This window comes from Thalassobacillus pellis, from assembly GCF_016908295.1.
GTDB lineage: Bacteria > Bacillota > Bacilli > Bacillales > Halobacillaceae > Thalassobacillus > Thalassobacillus pellis.
Genome location: NZ_JAFBDO010000001.1, coordinates 358,411 through 376,619 on the forward strand (window position 1 = coordinate 358,411; position 18,209 = coordinate 376,619).

Below are 18,209 nucleotides of genomic sequence, written 5' to 3' on the forward strand. Positions count from 1 at the left end.
CCAAAGGCATCTCCATATGGATACCATCTGGGGGATTAATTATTGCATGCTTTCAATAGACTGTTTAAGGACATGGACAGCGGTTACACAATCATTTAATGAAGACCATTCTTTCGGGTTATGGCTCGTTCCATTCGCACTTCTTACAAACAACATTCCCATTGGTACATAACGGCCTATAATCATAGCATCATGGCCCGCCCCACTGGGAAGGAGCTTCTGTTCCAGCCCATTTTGCCCAGCTGCTGTCATCAATTTTTCTTTTAGTCTCTCATTGACCGGTACTGGTGCCACTCGGTGTGTTATGGCACTTTCGACTTTCACGCTATAATGGTTTGCAATATTTGCAGCACGGGCTTTAGTCTTTTCTATAAGCAAATCCCGTGTATCCTCCTTTATATCACGGATGTCTACGTGCAGCTCAACCCTCCCCGGGATGACATTTACTCCATTCGGGTCAACTTCAAGCTTTCCAACTGTTGCAACAGCTGATTCACTTACCTGTTCAGGGAGCGAATTCACTTCAAGAATGAATTTACTTGCTGCCAATAATGCATCCTGACGGTCGTCCATCGGTGTATTTCCTGCATGACCGGCAACTCCTTCGAAAATGAATTTCAGCCAGCATGGCCCTGCGATACCTGATACTATTCCTACAGGCTGATTCCCTTTTTCCAATTGCTTTCCCTGCTCGATATGGACTTCTATAAATGCATGAATACTTTCAAAATCCCACTTTGTGGCAGCTAGCTTTGTGAAATCCAGACCATCCTGCTCCAATACTTTTTCAAAAGAAGTTCCTTCAAGATCAGATAAAGAGGAGAGCATTTCCCAATCGAGATCACCGACTACCGCTTTACTGCCAGTCAAGCCAGTATTGAATCTTGAACCCTCTTCGTCGGAAAAAATGACGATTTCATATGGAATGTCAGGCTGAAATCCGATTTGCTTCCACGACTCAGCGACCTCTAAAGCTGCCAGTACACCGAGCACACCATCAAAGTGGCCCCCATTCGGTACCGTATCGAGGTGAGAACCAGATAAAATAGAAGCATGTTGGGTATGCCTGCCTTCCATTCTGCCAAATACATTACCTGCTTCATCTTCCCTGACACTCAGTCCTGCTTCACGCATCCACTTTTTGACCAGTTCTTTTGCTTGTCTTTCCTCTCTCGAATACCCCAGGCGTCTCGAACCGCCCTCCGGGGTTTGTCCAATTTCTGAAATAAGTCCAAAACGCTTCGCTAAACGGCTGCCCTTTACACCAGCATAGTCTAAAGAATAATTATAATTTTGAATCAATCGACTTTCTAAGTCGTTCATATTTTCACCACCCCTTTTCACATTGGTCCATAGTTGATCAACTGGGCAATAATTAAAAATACGACACATAAGCTGTACCAGATGATAAGTAACGGCCAAATAAACTTGATCCACTTTTCCCAGCGGATGCCGCCCATTGCAAGTGTGGCCATAAAATAGCCGGACGTTGGGTAGAATATGTTCGAAAAACCGTCTCCCATTAAAAAAGCTAATACAGCCGTCTGCCTGGTTACCCCTGATAAATCTGCCAGACCTGTCATAATCGGCATGGAAACCATTGCCTGTCCACTACCTGATGGAATTAAGAAATTCAATAAACCTTGGACGATCATCATGAATACAGCAGTCATCGAATCTGGAATAACACTTACCATCTCTCCAAAAGCGTAGATGATTGTATCCATAATCTGTCCTTCTTCTAGCACTACCGCAACAGCTCGGGCGATACCGACTACCATAGCGCCTAAGAGGATCTTTTTAAAACCTTCATTAAATGATTCAGCAATTTCGCTCGACCTTAACCCTGCTACTAAACCGGTAACGACCCCGATGATAGCGTATAGCCCTGTAAGTTCTCTGAAATACCAGCCATAATTCACCAATCCAAAAATAAGTATCCCAAAGAAAATGAGTAGTGTGATCGAGGCAAGCACCTGCCTGGTGGAAGCCTTACTTGCCGTATTGTCCTCCAGGTGGGTTGGCGTTTCCTCAGAACTTTCTTCATAAACAATGCTTTGCTCAGGATTTTCCTTTACTTTTTTTCCATAACGCCATACATACAAAATACCAACTATTAAAATTACAACTAAAATGACTGCCCTGTATCCGATTCCTGAATAAAAAGGGAGTTCTGCAATTTCCTGCGCTGTCCCCAAGTTAGCAGGTACCGTCAATGCTATGGCAAACCCTGCTATGGTTGAAACGAGTACGATACCGCCAGCTGTAATTTTGTCGAAACCCAACTTTAAGATAAGCGGTAGAATTGCAGGCAAATAGACGAGGCTCAATTCAACCTGACCGGTAATAGTCGTAAATAGGGAAAAAGGAACCATCAGGGTCGGAATAATCCATAATCCCTTATTGGAAAATGTATGTGCCAGCTTATTTACCCCTATGTCAATTACCCCTGTCCGTTCGATGACAGCAAACATGCCTCCAATCATGATGATCCCAAAAATGATTTCAGCGGACTGGATCAAACCCATCGGGATGGAAAGCATGAATTCCATCCATCCAATCGGCGAGGAAGCGATGTATTCGAATGTCCCTGGCTGTAATATTGCTGCCCCGCTCTCATTTTTCACCCTTTCAAATTGCCCGGCAGGTACAAGATAAGTAGCAATTGAACCAAGCAGAATCATTCCAAACAAGATGACATAAATATGGGGGACCTTTTCCCTTGGCTTTTCTCTTCCATCTACCTGGGGATCTTGCTTGTTTTTCATGTGTTCCCTCCTATTTCATTTTTTATAATTATACATAATAGTGCATCTCCTTTACTTACATACTAAAATAAATAACACCAATTGCAAGCAATCTATTCAAATTCATGAATTTTCATAAAAAAATCTCAGGAACCGCCAACAATGGTTGTTCCTGAGAAATGGAGATTTATTATAGCATTTCATAAGATGGCGGTAACCAGCGGCCACGCTCCTTTTTGTTGACTGCATATATTTCACCTGTCTGATGAATATTCCGATCTACTATGTAATCGACAATAAATTGGGCAACTTGTTCAGAAGAACCCACATCCCAGTATGCAGCTTCTTCTTCAGTTGCGGCTTCCTTTTTTGCTTTTTCGATATGGGGTCTGGTCATATCTGTCAGAGCTGCTGGTGCAAGTGCATTCACCTTTATACCATCTCGCTTCAATTCCTTGGCTAGTGTCCAGGTCATCCCCAGAATCGCAGCCTTAGCAGCACTGTAATTAACCTGGCCGATATTTCCTACCAGCCCTGCCAATGAAGTCATTTGCAGGAGGAACCCTTGCCTTTTCGTTTCTTTAAAGTATCGAATAACCGGCTGACTGCAGATGAAAGTTCCTGTTACATGGGTATCGATCACTTCCTGAAAATCTCTCAGACCCATCCGATGGGCGATCTGATCACGGGTAACACCGGCATTATTGATGATACCAGTTACATCACCAAAATTATCAACTGCAGCAGCAGTCAATCGTTCTCCCATGTCTGTTTCCGTCACAGATCCCGCCACACCGACACCCCGTCCGCCTGTTTGTTCGATCTCGCTGATAACTTTTTCTACGTTTGTGGAGGATCTTCCATTAACTACCACGGAAGCTCCCGCTTCAGCCAAAGCCAGTGCGGTACTTCTGCCAATTCCACGCGTTGAGCCTGTCACAATCACCACTTCGTCCTGCAGTTTATTCATGTTAATCCCCCCGTACTGTTACTTTACCGTGACTTACCTGAACATCGTCCTGATTTTTGACAAACAGTTCAATTGTGATGGATTCAGCTGGTGCTTGTAAGACTTTTCCACCTACTCTAACTGTATCACCTTTAAAAAGCGGCCTGGAAAAAGTGGTAACGAATTCGTGGACTTCCACGTGCTTACCTAGCCAATTTGTAACAGCAGCCGTCATTACTCCCATTGTCCACATTCCGTGAATGACTTCTGCCGGAAACCCTGCAGCCTTTGCTTCCTTTTCATCCAAATGAATGGAATTCCAATCCTGGGATGCTTCTGCGAATTTCTTTATTTCTGTTTTAGTGATAGGACCAATTTCAAACATGGGAAAAACGGTGTTCTCTCGATTTCTCGCCACTCTTAATTATCCCCTTTGATCATCAATGTCGTTTCTGCAATGGCATGTATCTCCTCGTGAAAAGAGATGGTTAATGTGTGATCTAAAAACTGTACGCGTCCTATTGATATATGTTTTATTGCCATCTTGTCCAGTACCAGCTTGCATTCATATGCCCTATCGGCTATAAGTGGCCGCCTGTAGTAAAAACGCTGTCGGGTATGGATTATCCCATCCATATTATAAAGCCATGGGATATCAAACACCCTCCAAAAAGTGACTGGCATAGTAGCAGGCAAGGGAATATTTTCATACCCCTCTGCCAAGGCAGCTTCATAGCTGAAATAGACGTCATCCTTCAATTGGACAGCTTCAGCAAATTGGGCTGCTTCTTTTTGAGTGAAAAGAATGGTTTTAGCATTTAGCTCAGTTCCCTGCCATTTATTATCAATCATGTGCTTACAGCCTTTCCAGCAAAGTAGCAAGGCCAAGTCCGCCACCTATGCCAAGCGTTGCCAGACCACGTTCTGATTGGTTTCGTTCCAGTTCCCTGACCAGGCGAGCAACCAGAATAGCACCAGAAGCACCGTATGGATGTCCCAGAGCTAGGGCACCTCCTGATATGTTCACCTTTTCATATGCAATATCTAACTTTTTCACAGAGGCAATAACCTGGGAAGCGAATGCTTCATTAAATTCGACGATATCGATATCTTTTTCCTGAATACGCTGCCTTTCGAACAACTTTTTTACAGCAGGTACTGGCCCGGTTCCAAGTAAATTAGGATCAACGCCCGCCGCAACAGCATCGACAAATCTGGCCAGTGGTTTCAACTTTAGTGCAAGACATTTTTCTAAGCCCATAACCAATACTACAGCTGCTCCGTCATTCATGGGGCAGGCATTTCCAGCTGTGACTGTCCCACCTTCGCGAAACACGGGAGATAAAAGGGACAGCTTTTCCATCGAAGTATCCGGTCGCGGACATTCATCTTGTGCTACACCTTCTATAGGCAGGATTTCGCTTTCAAAAACCCCTTCCTGCCGGGCTTTGGTTGTCTTTTGATGGCTTTGGAACGCATAGGCATCCTGCTCTTCTCGTGTCACCTGGTAAGCTTCTGCAACATTTTCCGCAGCAGCACACATGTCCGGATCTCCGATCGATTCAGGCGAAAACCTTGCCCTTGTAAAAACAGCAGGTCCATTCTTGTCGAACAAGGAAGAGGGCTTTTCAACCTTCCATGGTGCCCGGCTCGTACTTTCCACTCCCCCTGCAATATAAATTTCCCCAGCTCCAGCCTGGACAAGACGTGCCGCCTGGTTAATAGCCTCTAAGCCCGAACCACATTGGCGATCGACCGTTACACCTGGGACAGTTATAGGAAGCCCTGCTTCCAGTGCGGAAAGTCGGGCAATATTTCCGCCTGGGCCAACCACATTGCCAAGAACGACATCGTCTACGGAATGTCCATCAATGTCAAATTCGCGGACTAAGTGTCTAATTAGCGGAGCGACTAATTTTTCTGGAGGCAGGTGGGCAAACTGTCCTCCGATTTTTCCAATTGCAGTCCGTTTCACCGCTGTGATAACTGCTTCGTTCATCTCACTTTCCCCTGAATTTTCATAGCTTCTACCCACTCCTTCATTTGTTTACGGGCAACTTTCCCGCTGGCAGTATAAAAGAAGTCATCAACGTATATCCATTTCTTTGGACACTTGTACCTTGGCAGGTATTTCTTGCAAAGTTGTTCCAGCACCCTCACGGATACGGGGCTTCGCTGCTTATAGACTGCTGTCACTTGCTCTCCCCAATATGTATCAGGCAATCCAAGGACAATGACCTCCTCAATTTCGGAGTGCCGGTTGATCACCTGTTCGACTTCTTCCGGGTAAATATTAAGTCCGCCACTGATGATCATATTTTTATTCCGACCGATAAGCACCATCTGCCCTTCACTTGATCGGTAAGCGAGATCGCCCACTGTCGCCCATTCCCCATCAAAAACTTCTGAGTCTTTTTCAGGAAGATTCTTATATCCGGCAAACGTCCAGGGACTTTTCACATAAATCGTTCCAACCTCATTAATGTCCGCTTCATAGCCCTGTTTATTTCTGATCGATATTTCAACCTTGGGGAAAGACTCACCGATTACTCCTTCAGGAATATGAGAATCAGCGGCTCTTTGCACGCTGACGAAACTTAATTCGGATGCACCATAAAATTCAAAAATAGATGCATTCGGAAACATGCGGGCAGCTTCCTGCTTTGAACGCTTATGCCAACTGGCACCAGAAGAAATGATGGTATGTAATGATTTCAGCTCATCTTCTTGTTTTATTCTTTTTAGTGCTTCAAACATAGTCGGCACGATATATAAGACCGTAATCGGCTCTTGTTCTAGCTGACACCACACCTTTTCCGGTTCAAAGGAGTCGCATAAGTGAAGTGTCGCTCCAATGTGAAGCGCTTGAACTGCTGCATATAAAAAATGGGAGTGGACAAGCGGTCCAGGGACCAACAGATGGTCTTTATCACATAACGAAAATATGCTAGCCCCTTCTGAAAAGCAATCCGCCCAGGAAGCATGAGTCCGCATATAGCCTTTCGGTTTCCCAGTAGTTCCTGAAGTATAGCCGATATAAAATATATCTTCCTTATCAGCTGCAGTTTTTTCGAATCCCTTCAGCTGGTCCTCAAGAGCAATCAGTTCCAAAAATGATATCGACTTTGCCGTTTGCAGAAAAGGAAAGCGATTAATATATTTCTCGCTGTAGACAACGAGATCTGGTTCAGCATCCTTCCAGATATCAAACAATTGTGGCTCCGTCCATTTAGGGTCAAAAGGAATGGCTATAGCGCCCATATCGCTAACCGCTATGAACAGTTTCAGCCAATCTGGATTGTTTTCAAGCAAAATACCTACTTTGAGACCTTTATATTTTGGAAAAAGATTTGCAATCCGGCGCTGACAGGCAGTTATTTGTTGCTGGAGCTGTTTATAAGTGAGTTGCTGGTTATCTGCTTGTATCGCTATGCGATCTGGCGTGAAAGCCGCTAATTCATGTATCTGCTCACCGATAATCCCCATTATCGTCCCCTCACATTCATTTTGTCTGTATTAGGTGGTTCCAATCGATTAAGTATTTCAATGTCGTTAAAAGGGATCATACCTCATCAAAATGAAGATTATTTAAACTTAATAACTGTATCATCCGCTATGCCGCTTTTGTCTGACCTGCCGGTTTGTCTTTTCCTATCAATGGGTAGACCCGGTTAATTTGGGCAGCAAGCATCGACGCAATGACAATTTTAAGAATATCTCCCGGAATATAAATCAGCGCTGTCCAGGCAGCCTTTGATAGCGGAGTATTTGTAATGAAAGAAAGATACGTGACTCCACACAGATAGACAAACAGTATACCGCCGATAAAGTTAAAAACCATCAAATACCAGACGTTCAAACGATTCCAACATTTTTCTACTAAGTAACCGATGATAAAGGCAGCTATCGGGTAACTCAGGATGTATCCTCCAGATGGTCCAAAAAATACTCCCAGCCCTCCCCTTCCTCCGGAAAGAAGTGGTACACCGATGGCAATCAACAAAATAAAAATGAACAGGCTAAGTGCTCCCCGCTTCGCACCTAAAATAGATCCTGCAAGCATCAGTCCAAGTGTCTGAGCTGTTATCGGGACAGGAGTAAATGGTGTTACAATCGGCGGAAACAGCCCCAGAGCCCCAATCATTGCTGCAAATAAGGAAGCATAAACCATCGAACGTAATTTCATTTAGTTACACCTACTTCTAATATGATATGTATTATGATTAGCAGAATAGCGAACTTTGTCTATTTCGTCAACCTTAAAATAATATAGTTAACAATATATTCACAAACATTGTACCCTGATTATTGCTCCGAAAAGAGCTCTTTATAATCTTAAGAAACTGTTGAATTTTATCGTTGATTTTCACGAATCGCTTGCCGGCGAATGCTTGCCGCGGGCACGGCCACAAGCCTTCTTGGTCAAGAAAACCACTTGACCGAGTGGATCTTCGGCTCGCGGTGTTCCCGCAGGCGTCATCGCCTTTCGCTCCTCTTAGAATCAACCATGACATAACAGTATAACGTTATAAATTTAAACATTGACCAATATAAAAGTAGTATTTCCTAACTTGCCCCTACCAGATTAAGAAAAGCCTAGCCGTGAGATTCTCTTTCATAGAAAAGATCGTTAAGACCTAAAGGGAGGAAGGCGCTGATGGATAACCTCTCCAAAACCCTCCTTTTTTTCTTATACTTGGAACTATAAAATATTCACTACGACGAAAAGCTTCTTTGCACTAATGTATAAAAAACTGCACATAGACAAAAAGGTCTGCGTGGAGATAAACTCCATACAGACCTTTTTTAAAGATTACACTTTTTCAGAACCTTCCCTTTATAGCAATGTCTATTTTGAAGCGAAGGTTTATTATATTTTATTTTAGTAGATAAGCACGGGTTTCGTAGGGCTGCAATGTGATAGAATTTATATCTTCCTCTGGATGGACGTAATAATTGTTGATTAATAAATTAACAGTTTCATATTCCACTTCTTGAGGAAGCTCTACATCTATATTCTCTTCAGCAAAGTTGCTGACTACAAGCAGCTTTTCATCCCCCAACGTGCGTAAATAAGCATAAATTTTCGGATGATCACCTAGAAGCAACTGGTAATCTCCGTAGACAATAATATCGTGATTTTTCCTTAACTCAATTAATTTTTGATAGAAATAAAATACGGAATCAGTATCTTCCAATGCTTGCTTTGCATGGATTGAAGAATAATTCGGGTTGACCGCCAGCCATGGATCGCCATTGGTGAAACCTGCATTGTCACTACCGTTCCACTGCATCGGAGTACGGGCATTATCACGAGATTTAACATAAATGGCTTCCATTAGTTCATCTGGATCTGCGCCTTGCTCCACTTTTTCTTTATACATATTCAGGGTTTCGATGTCCCTGTAATCTTCAATACTCGGAAACTTCACATTGGTCATACCAAGCTCTTCCCCTTGATAAATATAAGGAGTGCCCTTCAGTAAATGAAGCGTGGCTGCCAGCATTTTTGCCGACACAACGCGATACTCCTCAGAATCGTTACCAAAACGGGAGACGATTCGCGGCTGATCGTGGTTGTTCCAGTACAAACTGTTCCAGCCGCTTTCTTCAAGCTGATGCTGCCAGCGTGTGAAAATATCTTTCAACTCTACCAGTGACCAAGGTTTCACATCCCATTTACCCCCAAGGCCGGAATCCAAATCAACATGGTCGAAATTGAACACCATATTCAGTTCATCACGATCTTCCCCAGTATACAATGCCCCTTGCTCTGGTGTGACGCCAGGCATTTCACCAACGGTCATGACATCGTAACCGGAAAGCACCTGTTCATGCATTTCCTTTAAGTATTCATGAATTTTAGGTCCATTCATAAAATATGGTGCCCCATTGCCATACCTTTTCCCTGCATCCACTTCTCCATCTGGATAATTTTGGTCTTTGGAAATGAAATTGATGACATCCATCCGAAAACCATCTATTCCTCGATCGAGCCACCACTTCATCATGTCATAAACCTCAGTCCGGAGTTTTGGATTTTCCCAATTCAGATCAGGCTGCTTTTTTGAAAATAAATGTAAGTAATAATCGTCTGTTGCTTCGTTGTACTCCCAAGCAGAGCCACTGAAAGCCGCCTCCCAGTTGGTCGGTTCTCTTCCGTCTTTGCCAGGGCGCCAAATATAATAGTCTCTGTACGGATTTTCTTCGGATTGCTTCGCTTCGACAAACCACTTGTGCTCATCGGAAGTATGATTGACTACTAAATCCATAATCAATTTCATGCCATGACGGTGGACTTCATCAAGCAGCCGTTCCATATCCTCCATTGTGCCGAATTCATCCATGATACTCTGGTAATCACGAATGTCATATCCATTATCGTCATTAGGAGAGTCATAAACCGGGGACAGCCAAATCACATCGATCCCCAGCTTTTTCAAGTATCCCAATTTTTCGATGATGCCTGGGATATCACCCACACCGTCATCATTACTGTCATTGAAGCTTCTCGGATATATCTGATAAACAACACTTTCTTTCCACCAAGCTCGGTTCATAATATTCTCCTTCCTTTATCATTTATGAGATTCTTATTTTAGTGACCCTTTCATGACACCACTGATGATCCACTTTTGCGCGAAGATATAGACAAGGACCATCGGAGCTAGTGCCATCAAGTAGGAGGCGAATGCCAGGTTATAATCCGTACTGAACTGCGACTGGAAGATATATTGGACCAGAGGCAGTGTCGCTGCGTCCCTGTCACTCAATATGACGAGTGGAAGCATAAAGTCGTTCCAGGCCCATAATGTTGTCAAAATCCCGACTGTGGCATTCATCGGTGTCAATAACGGAAAAATGACACGCCAGAATACCTGCCAGCGGCTCGCACCATCAATGATAGCCGCTTCTTCTAGTTCTTTTGGGATTGATTTGATATAACCTACATAAATGAACACGTTAAATGCGAGACCATAGACGACATATAGCATAATCAGTCCAGTCAGGTTATCCATTCCCCAGTTGCTTGTCTGTTTGACAATTGGCAGCATGATGATCGGAAATGGAATGAACATGGCACTGACAAAATAGTAGAATAAGAACTTGTAGAACCGTTTATGCATATTACGGGCAATAGCATAGGCAACAAGGGAATTCGTCAACAGCGTCAAAACAACGACCGAGGCTGTTATAATCAGGCTGTTAGTGAAAGCATTGAAAAAGTTGGTAAGCTGGATGGCTTCTGTAAAGTTCTGCCACCGCCACGTTTCAGGTAAAGCAAGCAAATTGCCTGCCATTTCCTGGGGTGTTTTCAATGCAATCGTAATGGTGAGATATAACGGAAACAAAACAAGCAAGGAGCCGATGATCAACAATATGGTCACTGGCCAATTCGTCTTTTTTCCACCCATTATGCCTGCACCTCTCTTTTTTGAAGAATTCGGATCTGAATGATAGAAACAATCAAAATGATGATAAAGTAGATGACAGCGTTAGCAGATTGATAGGCAAATTCCCCGCCCTGAAAACCGCCACGGTAAATCAGCAAAGAAATCGATTCCGTTGATTGGCCGGGGCCACCGCCTGTCAATGCGATGATATGGTCAAATACCATGAGGAAGTTCTTCATGGCCAGAACCATGTTGATCGTGAAAAATGGGGCAATCAACGGGAATGTGATCTTCCAGAATTTTTTCCATGGGCCAGCTCCATCGATGCTTGCCGCTTCATAGAGGTCATCCTGTATTGTCACGAGACCTGCCAAGTAAAGAATGGTATTAAAAGCTACTGCCTGCCACACAGCGACTATCACGATTCCGACCCAAGCAGTGTCCGGATCCCCAAGGATATTTTGGGACAATGCATTCAGGCCGATATTTTCAGCGATGTCAGGAATGAAGTGCGTAAAGATAAAATTGAAAATATAACCGATTATCAGGATACTCAAGATATTTGGCAGAAAGTAGACCGCCCGGAGCGTTTTCTGAAACTTGATTTTCGAATTTAATCCCACGGCAACCATTAGACTGAATATATTTACAAGAATGGTTGAAACGATAGCAAACTTGAAGGTGAAAATATACGCATGCCAGGCACGGTCATCCTGAAAAACATTCAGGTAATTTTTAAAGCCGACAAAGCTCCATTCACCATATCCTCTCCAATCGGTGAAACTGTAAAAAATCCCTTGAAGTGCTGGATAGGTGTGAAAGACGAAGAATAGAATAAGGGCCGGGATGGTCATCCAAAAGTATGCACGGTTATTCGATTTCATCACCTGTTCTCCTTTCTATAATTAGAAAAAATAGGAGGACACCAGAGCGATGTCCTCATCGATCATTATCTGTTCTGAACTTTCTCCCATTCCTCATCCATATTCTTCAGGAATTCTTCCTTATTTTTGTTGATCAGAAATTCCTGGATAAGGTTTTGTGCCTGCATACCGGAAGGGTAATAATGATCCGGATAGCTAGTCAGTTTTCCATTTTCAAAGTTTTCTTTGATACCTGCAAAAACTGGGTCATCCTGGTAAATACCTTTCAAAGCAGAGAAAGCTTTTTGCTCATCAATGTACTGCTGGGCTTGTTCATCTTCCATCATATATTTCAGGAAGGTCATAACATCTTCGTTATCGCCTGCTTTTTTGGAGGCTGTAAGAAGAACGTCCACACCAGAAACAAGTTCATTTTTCGCTGGATCGTTTGTAACAGGCATCGCGAATACGCCAAGATTGATGTCAGGATTAATTTTTTTGATTTCCGGGATAGCCCAGTTACCTTGGAGGTAGTAAAGGCTTTCACCATTTGCAAAAGCTTTGTTTCCGTCCCCGTAAGCAACGCCAAAATTGTCTTTATGTCCATACTCCAGCAAAGTCAGCATCTTAGTTGCAACCTTGTCGTAGTCCTCCTGGAAGGATGCTTTTCCGGCATTTTTCTTCTTCGCGAAGTCCTCACCAGCTACGTTTGCTGCAATCGAGTTCCACGGAATCATCCCTGTCCAGGCATCTTTTAGTGTGAAATAAATAGGGGTAATTCCTGCGTTTTTTGCTTTTTCCAAAGTAGCAATGAATTGATCCCATGTCTGCGGTACTTCAAGTCCCAATTCTTTCATCAGGTCTTTGTTGTAGATGACCGCATTCGCGTTAGTAGCATATGGAAGGCCATACAAGGCATCTTCTTCACTACCAACAAGGTCATTTACCATTTTCTTATATGCAGGCTGTACTTTTTCAGCCATTTCAGTTCCGGAAAAATCATGCAGCATACCCGCACGGGCTATTTCCCCGTATGTAGCGTTTCCGCCTATGGACATGATTTCAGGCATATCACCTTTTGTCATTCGAGTTTTCAGTACGGTTTCTGCTTCCGGAGGTGCATTCAGTTCAATGTTGATATCCGGGTGCTTTTCCTCAAAGTCCTTGATCAGCTTTTTATAGGTTTCGATGCTTTCCGATTTGTTGGAAAAGACTTCAATCGCATCATCAGAATCTCCCGAACCTGAACTGCACCCCACAAGTGTTACTGCACTTGCTGCTGCCACCAGGGAAGTAAGCAGCATCTTCTTCGTTTTCTTCAACATAAAATCCATCCTTTCTTTAATTCTGCATACGAAGGGAACGTAAACGTTTTCGTAAACAGATAAAAAAATATTTACAGCTTTTTAACTGATTCTCTCACGACTAGTTCGTGGCGCATGATGCGGCTTTGTGTGCTTTTGACTTTATCCTTCAGCATATGGAAAATCATTTCTGACGCGTTAGCTCCCATTTCGGAGAATGGCTGGGCGATCGTTGTCAGAGGCGGAATCATCATCTCTGCTGTCGGAAGATTATCGTAACCGATGATGGAGATATCTTCAGGTACTTTTCTTCCCATTTTATGAAGGACTGACATCGCTCCTATCGCAATATCGTCGCTGGCGGCAAAAATTGCTGTCAAATTACGGGATTGTTCCAGGAGACGTACTACTCCTCCCTTTCCATCGATGAATGAAAAGCCATCCTGGTAAACTACATCATCTTCACCTGCCTGCAGCCCATTATGTTGCATTGCCTCTTTAAAACCTTCTACCCTCGGCCGTCCGGCTATCAAGTCATGCTGGTTCCCGCTGATCATCCCGATTCGTGTATGTCCATTTTCAATCAAATGATTTACTGCTGTGTATGCAGCGTTGCAGTCATCTACTTTGACATATGGAACTTGATGTTTGTAAGACATCGTTGAAACGAGAACCAGGGGGATATCCATACTTTTAATCGTCTCATAATACTCTTCACACAAGGATTCACTGACAAAAATCAGCCCATCAACCCGCTTCTCATGGAGAAGTTTTAAGTATTTGTGTGTGCGGATGCCATCTTCTGCCGTGTGGCATACAATGACGCTTGAATTATTCTGATGAGCAACATCTTCGATACCACGGAGAATTTCAGAAGAAAGCATGCTGGAAACATCCGGAAACAATACACCGATCGTTTGTGTGTTCCTGCTGATCATACTGCGCGCAACAGCGTTCGGCTTATAGCCGAGTTCCTCGATCACTTGTTGGACCTTCATACGTGTTTTTTCGGTATATCCTGGCTGATTGTTCAATATCCTCGAAACAGTAGCTATCGATACGTTTGCTTGTTTTGCTACATCCTTAATCGTTACCATGTTGTAATCCTCTCTTAAATCAAGTAAACGTTTACGTTGGATTAATCATACCACGTATAAGAAAACCCTTTCAATATTTTTTTGAATTTTTTCACGTCTATCAGAAATTTTGCCTAATAACACTACTTTTGTCTCAGATAATTGGTTCTAAATATTCTGAAAAGTTTCTTTTTTAAACTTTATAATTGGAAGTATATTACCAAAAGGAGGAAGTTTTTTGAAGAAAAAATATGTAATTCCTGCAGCAATTCTATCTTCATCTCTATTGATTGCACCGTTGACCGATTTTCCTGCTCATGCCATCGACAAAGAAATACATACGGAAGCGGTTTCAAACCATAAGGCTCCAGTTAAGGGTAATAAACCTTTTTTCGTAACGGATTTACAATCGGAGAAGCAACCCGCCACCAATGCTGAAACAGCAGTGGAGTATCTAAAGAAAAACAAGCATAAATATCAAATCGAAAAACCCGAGAAAACCCTCAGAGTAAAGCAAGTGAAAAAGGACAAAGTCGGTATGACCCATGTCCGCTTACAGCAAACCAAAAACAATGTCCCTGTTGAAGGTAATCAAGTAATTGTCCATTATGATAAAAATAATAAAGTTACCGCTGTAAATGGTGAATTCAACGAAAAGATAGAAGAAGATCAAATTTCAACTGACCCTGCCCTTTCCATAGATAAAAGCGTAGCACTTGCTGAACAGGCGGTTAAAGCACCAGAAGAACTTGTCTCACCTCCTGAAACAGAACTTGTCCTCTATCCTTTTGAAGAAGAAGTTTATCTTGCATATAAAGTAAATTTAAATTTCCTTGGGGAAAAGCCGGGAAACTGGTTTGTGTATATCGACGCGAATAACGGGCAGGTCATAGACAAGTATAATGCCCTGATGCACGCAAATGGATTTATACGTGCCAGTGGTTCAGGAATTGGTGTGTTAGGTGATCACAGAAAGCTTCACATCACCCACAAAAATGATAAGCAAACAGGAGAAGGAACGAAGTTTTATTTATATGACAACTCCCATCAAGGACTGGAGGGAATTTTCACATACGATCTTAAGAACCAGTGGGGAGCCGGAGAATTAGCATTTCCTGGAAAGCTTTACAGTAATGAAAGCGCCTCTTTTAAAGATGAATACGATGAAGCAGCCGTAGATGCTCACTATAATTCTGAAGAAGTATATGAGTATTTCCTGGAAGAACATGACCGTAATTCCATTGATGGTGAAGGGATGGCGATCAAGTCTACTGTCCATTTCGGGGAAAACTATAATAACGCCTTCTGGAATGGCGAGCAAATGACCTATGGGGATGGAGATGGAGAATTTTTCATTCCGTTGTCTGCAGGACTGGATGTCGCTGCACATGAGATGACACACGGAGTTACGTCCCATACGGCAGGCCTTCGCTATCGTTTTCAATCAGGTGCTTTAAATGAAGCTTTTTCTGATATATTCGGCGCTCTTGTCGATAAAGAGGATTGGGAAGTCGGAGAAGATATTATGGCTGATGCTGCCAAGGCATCAGGAAGGACATCTCTTCGCAGTTTAAGTAATCCCAGCAAGTATCCAGTCGGAGAAGAATACGTACCATATGGCGATGGAAGCGGCATGTATCCTTCCCACATGGACGAATACTATGACCTGCCGCGTGAACTCGATAATGGCGGAGTCCATATCAATTCTTCCATTATTAATCATGCAGCCTACCTGACTGGTGAAAAAATTGGTAAAGATAAACTCGGACAGATTTATTATCGGGCACTGACTGTCTATCTAACACCAAATTCCGATTTCAGCAATGCCAGAAGTGCATTGATCCAGTCTGCTGAAGACATTTATGGTGAAGGAAGCCCCGAAGCACAGGCAACCGCCTATGGATATGACCAAGTCGGCATAACCGAATAAACCTATACCCCGGGACATCCAGAAACTGGATGTCCCGGGGTATGTTACTTTTTGAGGGATATTGTTAAAGTTTCCAGGCGAAAAGGCTGATAGATATTAATAATCTTACATAAATAATATACAAACCTATCAATCTCCCTTAATATTCCTTCAGTAACATACAAGGTGAATATGCGGAAGGGAGAGATAGAAATGAAAAAGTTTGCATCAATATTGATGATTGCACTGGTGTTCACTACATACCTGTTCAGCGGAAGCACTGCTTCAGCCGATGAAATGGTAACCATGAAAGAAAAGAAACAGGTATTAAATATCGCCCATCGAGGAGCCTCTGGCTACGCGCCGGAAAATACCATGGCTGCCTTTGATAAAGCAGTCGAAATGAAAGCCGATATGTTTGAGCTTGATGTGCAAATGAGTAAGGATGGTAAGCTTGTTGTCATCCATGACACGACAGTTGACCGAACAACCGATGGAACTGGTAATGTCAGGGATCTTACTTATGAAGAGTTAAAAAAACTGGATGCCGGCAGTTGGTTCAATGAAGAATTTGCGGGAGAAAAAATACCTACACTAGGGGAAGTACTCGATGCATACCGCGGAAAAATCGGTATTCTGATTGAGGTAAAGTCTCCATCCTTATACCCTGGAATTGAGCAGAAAATTGCCGATGAACTAATCGAACGTAATCTTCATAAACCAGCAAATGAAAAAATTATCGTCCAATCTTTTAATCACGAGTCAATGGCGAAATTCCACCATTTGCTACCTTCTGTTCCTGTCGGTGTACTGGTAGGTTACAGCCCTGATGGCATCTCAGATGAACAATTAATGGACTTTGCCTCTTACGCAGACTATGTCAATCCTAGTAAAAGTATGGTTACAAGTGAGTTAGTTGATCGTATCCACGCTTTTGGAATGAAAACACATCCTTGGACAGTCAGAGACCGTAACTCAGCGGACTTCCTTTTACAAGCAGGAGTAGATGGCATCATAACCGATTATCCAGATTATGTTGATTTCGATTAATTAGAAAAACTTGCCTTCACTCGTCTTTCCGTGAAGGCGCTGGATGCTACAAAAGCGGAAGCGCCTTGCTCACCCCCGACATGCTTAAGCAAAGCCTCGACGTGAAGGTTTTTTGTCACGAAAGGGATTGGCTTAAGACCTTGAGGGGGTAGGCGCTGGAGCTGGATGCAGCCCGCTTTAAAATTTACCAACTAAAAAACCGCCCGGGACATCCAATTGCTGAATGTATCCGGGCGGTTTCTTATTGATAGCAGTCGTAATAGACTTCTTATCACTCATAATTATATATCAATTAGAATAACCGGCACCTTCAAAGTTCGATACTATGTATTCTATTATCTCTTCCGACGATTGGATTTCTTTCGTTTCTGTTTTTTGAATCAATACCTGCAGCAGTTCCTGCAACTTATTCTGCTCCTCCAATTACTCCCCTCCCTTTCTTCTATCCGATATTTTGTCGATACATAGAATATACCACATATTTTAAGGAAATAATGTAGTATTTTGTAAAAATATTTCGACAAAACAATCCGGAGAAGTAAATAAATAGAAACCCATGAAGGAACAGAGGAAAAAGAACTTTTAAAATTAATCTATAATAAACCGTAGTTCATATCATTACTCTTCGGTGGCCAAGAGTAAATAGGAAGGAGCTTTGCTAACTTTCCTCCTGACCTATATGAGACTTTTTCAATTCCTGATGAAAGTCAAAGCATTCTTCACATATGTGGAACATGGAAAGGCCTTCAGCCACATATACCATATCTACCTCGTAAAATTCCCTCTTACAATGATGGCAATCATCTTTTGAATCTCTCATCATGTCCCATAAATCATCCTGAAAAATCCTTTCTTCATTATCGTCATACATATTGATTCTCCTTTCTAAACCTGTCTCAGTAAAATGAATAATACTC

17 protein-coding genes are annotated in these 18,209 nt (G+C 42.7%); 2 read left to right on the forward strand and 15 right to left on the reverse strand.

From position 1 onward, the window contains the following. Nucleotides 1-39: 39 nt before the first annotated feature. The 13 genes from JOC33_RS01830 to JOC33_RS01890 form a co-directional block, all read right to left on the reverse strand. A complete protein-coding gene (locus tag JOC33_RS01830) occupies nt 40-1,323 on the reverse strand; it encodes a M20 family metallo-hydrolase (protein ID WP_205090404.1) in 1,284 nt (427 codons plus the stop codon). A 17-nt stretch (nt 1,324-1,340) separates the two neighbouring features. Beyond that, nucleotides 1,341-2,768: a YfcC family protein gene (locus JOC33_RS01835; protein ID WP_205090405.1), complete on the reverse strand. Its 1,428-nt coding sequence runs from the start codon at nt 2,766-2,768 to the stop codon at nt 1,341-1,343. 169 nt (nt 2,769-2,937) lie between these two features. Beyond that, complete coding sequence (locus JOC33_RS01840; protein WP_205090408.1) at nt 2,938-3,717, reverse strand: SDR family NAD(P)-dependent oxidoreductase; 780 nt, start codon at nt 3,715-3,717, stop codon at nt 2,938-2,940. Nucleotide 3,718: 1 nt separating this feature from the next. Then, nucleotides 3,719-4,114 (reverse strand): MaoC/PaaZ C-terminal domain-containing protein, encoded by a 396-nt coding sequence (locus JOC33_RS01845; protein ID WP_205090411.1) that lies wholly within the window; start codon nt 4,112-4,114, stop codon nt 3,719-3,721. Nucleotides 4,115-4,116: 2 nt separating this feature from the next. After that, nucleotides 4,117-4,548 carry an FAS1-like dehydratase domain-containing protein gene (locus tag JOC33_RS01850; RefSeq protein ID WP_205090413.1) on the reverse strand — a complete coding sequence of 144 codons (432 nt, stop codon included), beginning with the start codon at nt 4,546-4,548 and terminating at the stop codon, nt 4,117-4,119. 4 nt (nt 4,549-4,552) lie between these two features. Further along, nucleotides 4,553-5,695, reverse strand: a complete 1,143-nt coding sequence (locus tag JOC33_RS01855) for a thiolase family protein (RefSeq protein ID WP_205090414.1) — start codon at nt 5,693-5,695, stop codon at nt 4,553-4,555. Then, a complete protein-coding gene (locus JOC33_RS01860) occupies nt 5,692-7,182 on the reverse strand; it encodes an AMP-binding protein (RefSeq protein ID WP_205090416.1) in 1,491 nt (496 codons plus the stop codon). Before JOC33_RS01860 ends, JOC33_RS01855 begins: the two co-directional genes overlap by 4 nt. Before the next feature lie 127 nt (nt 7,183-7,309). Continuing rightward, nucleotides 7,310-7,882, reverse strand: coding sequence for a biotin transporter BioY (locus JOC33_RS01865; protein ID WP_205090418.1), 573 nt, complete (start codon nt 7,880-7,882; stop codon nt 7,310-7,312). Nucleotides 7,883-8,573: 691 nt separating this feature from the next. After that, nucleotides 8,574-10,256, reverse strand: coding sequence for a glycoside hydrolase family 13 protein (locus JOC33_RS01870; RefSeq protein WP_205090420.1), 1,683 nt, complete (start codon nt 10,254-10,256; stop codon nt 8,574-8,576). Between the two features lie 33 nt (nt 10,257-10,289). Then, nucleotides 10,290-11,111, reverse strand: a complete 822-nt coding sequence (locus JOC33_RS01875) for a carbohydrate ABC transporter permease (RefSeq protein ID WP_205090422.1) — start codon at nt 11,109-11,111, stop codon at nt 10,290-10,292. Further along, nucleotides 11,111-11,974, reverse strand: coding sequence for a carbohydrate ABC transporter permease (locus JOC33_RS01880; RefSeq protein WP_205090424.1), 864 nt, complete (start codon nt 11,972-11,974; stop codon nt 11,111-11,113). Before JOC33_RS01880 ends, JOC33_RS01875 begins: the two co-directional genes overlap by 1 nt. A 65-nt stretch (nt 11,975-12,039) precedes the next feature. After that, on the reverse strand, nt 12,040-13,278 hold the full coding sequence (locus JOC33_RS01885) for an ABC transporter substrate-binding protein (RefSeq protein ID WP_205090425.1): 1,239 nt from the start codon (nt 13,276-13,278) through the stop codon (nt 12,040-12,042). A 71-nt stretch (nt 13,279-13,349) separates the two neighbouring features. Beyond that, nucleotides 13,350-14,354: a LacI family DNA-binding transcriptional regulator gene (locus JOC33_RS01890; RefSeq protein ID WP_205090427.1), complete on the reverse strand. Its 1,005-nt coding sequence runs from the start codon at nt 14,352-14,354 to the stop codon at nt 13,350-13,352. A gap of 217 nt (nt 14,355-14,571) precedes the next feature. On the opposite strand from JOC33_RS01890, the gene JOC33_RS01895 reads away from it, so the two are divergent. Together JOC33_RS01895 and JOC33_RS01900 are read left to right on the forward strand one after the other, a co-directional pair. Beyond that, a complete protein-coding gene (locus JOC33_RS01895; protein ID WP_205090429.1) occupies nt 14,572-16,263 on the forward strand; it encodes a M4 family metallopeptidase in 1,692 nt (563 codons plus the stop codon). Between the two features lie 192 nt (nt 16,264-16,455). Beyond that, a complete protein-coding gene (locus JOC33_RS01900) occupies nt 16,456-17,292 on the forward strand; it encodes a glycerophosphodiester phosphodiesterase (RefSeq protein ID WP_205090431.1) in 837 nt (278 codons plus the stop codon). Between the two features lie 288 nt (nt 17,293-17,580). Here JOC33_RS01900 and JOC33_RS20475 read toward each other — a convergent pair whose 3' ends face one another. Both JOC33_RS20475 and JOC33_RS01905 read right to left on the reverse strand, forming a co-directional pair. Next, on the reverse strand, nt 17,581-17,715 hold the full coding sequence (locus tag JOC33_RS20475; RefSeq protein ID WP_275576958.1) for a hypothetical protein: 135 nt from the start codon (nt 17,713-17,715) through the stop codon (nt 17,581-17,583). 235 nt (nt 17,716-17,950) lie between these two features. After that, nucleotides 17,951-18,163: a hypothetical protein gene (locus JOC33_RS01905; RefSeq protein ID WP_205090432.1), complete on the reverse strand. Its 213-nt coding sequence runs from the start codon at nt 18,161-18,163 to the stop codon at nt 17,951-17,953. Nucleotides 18,164-18,209: the final 46 nt, after the last annotated feature.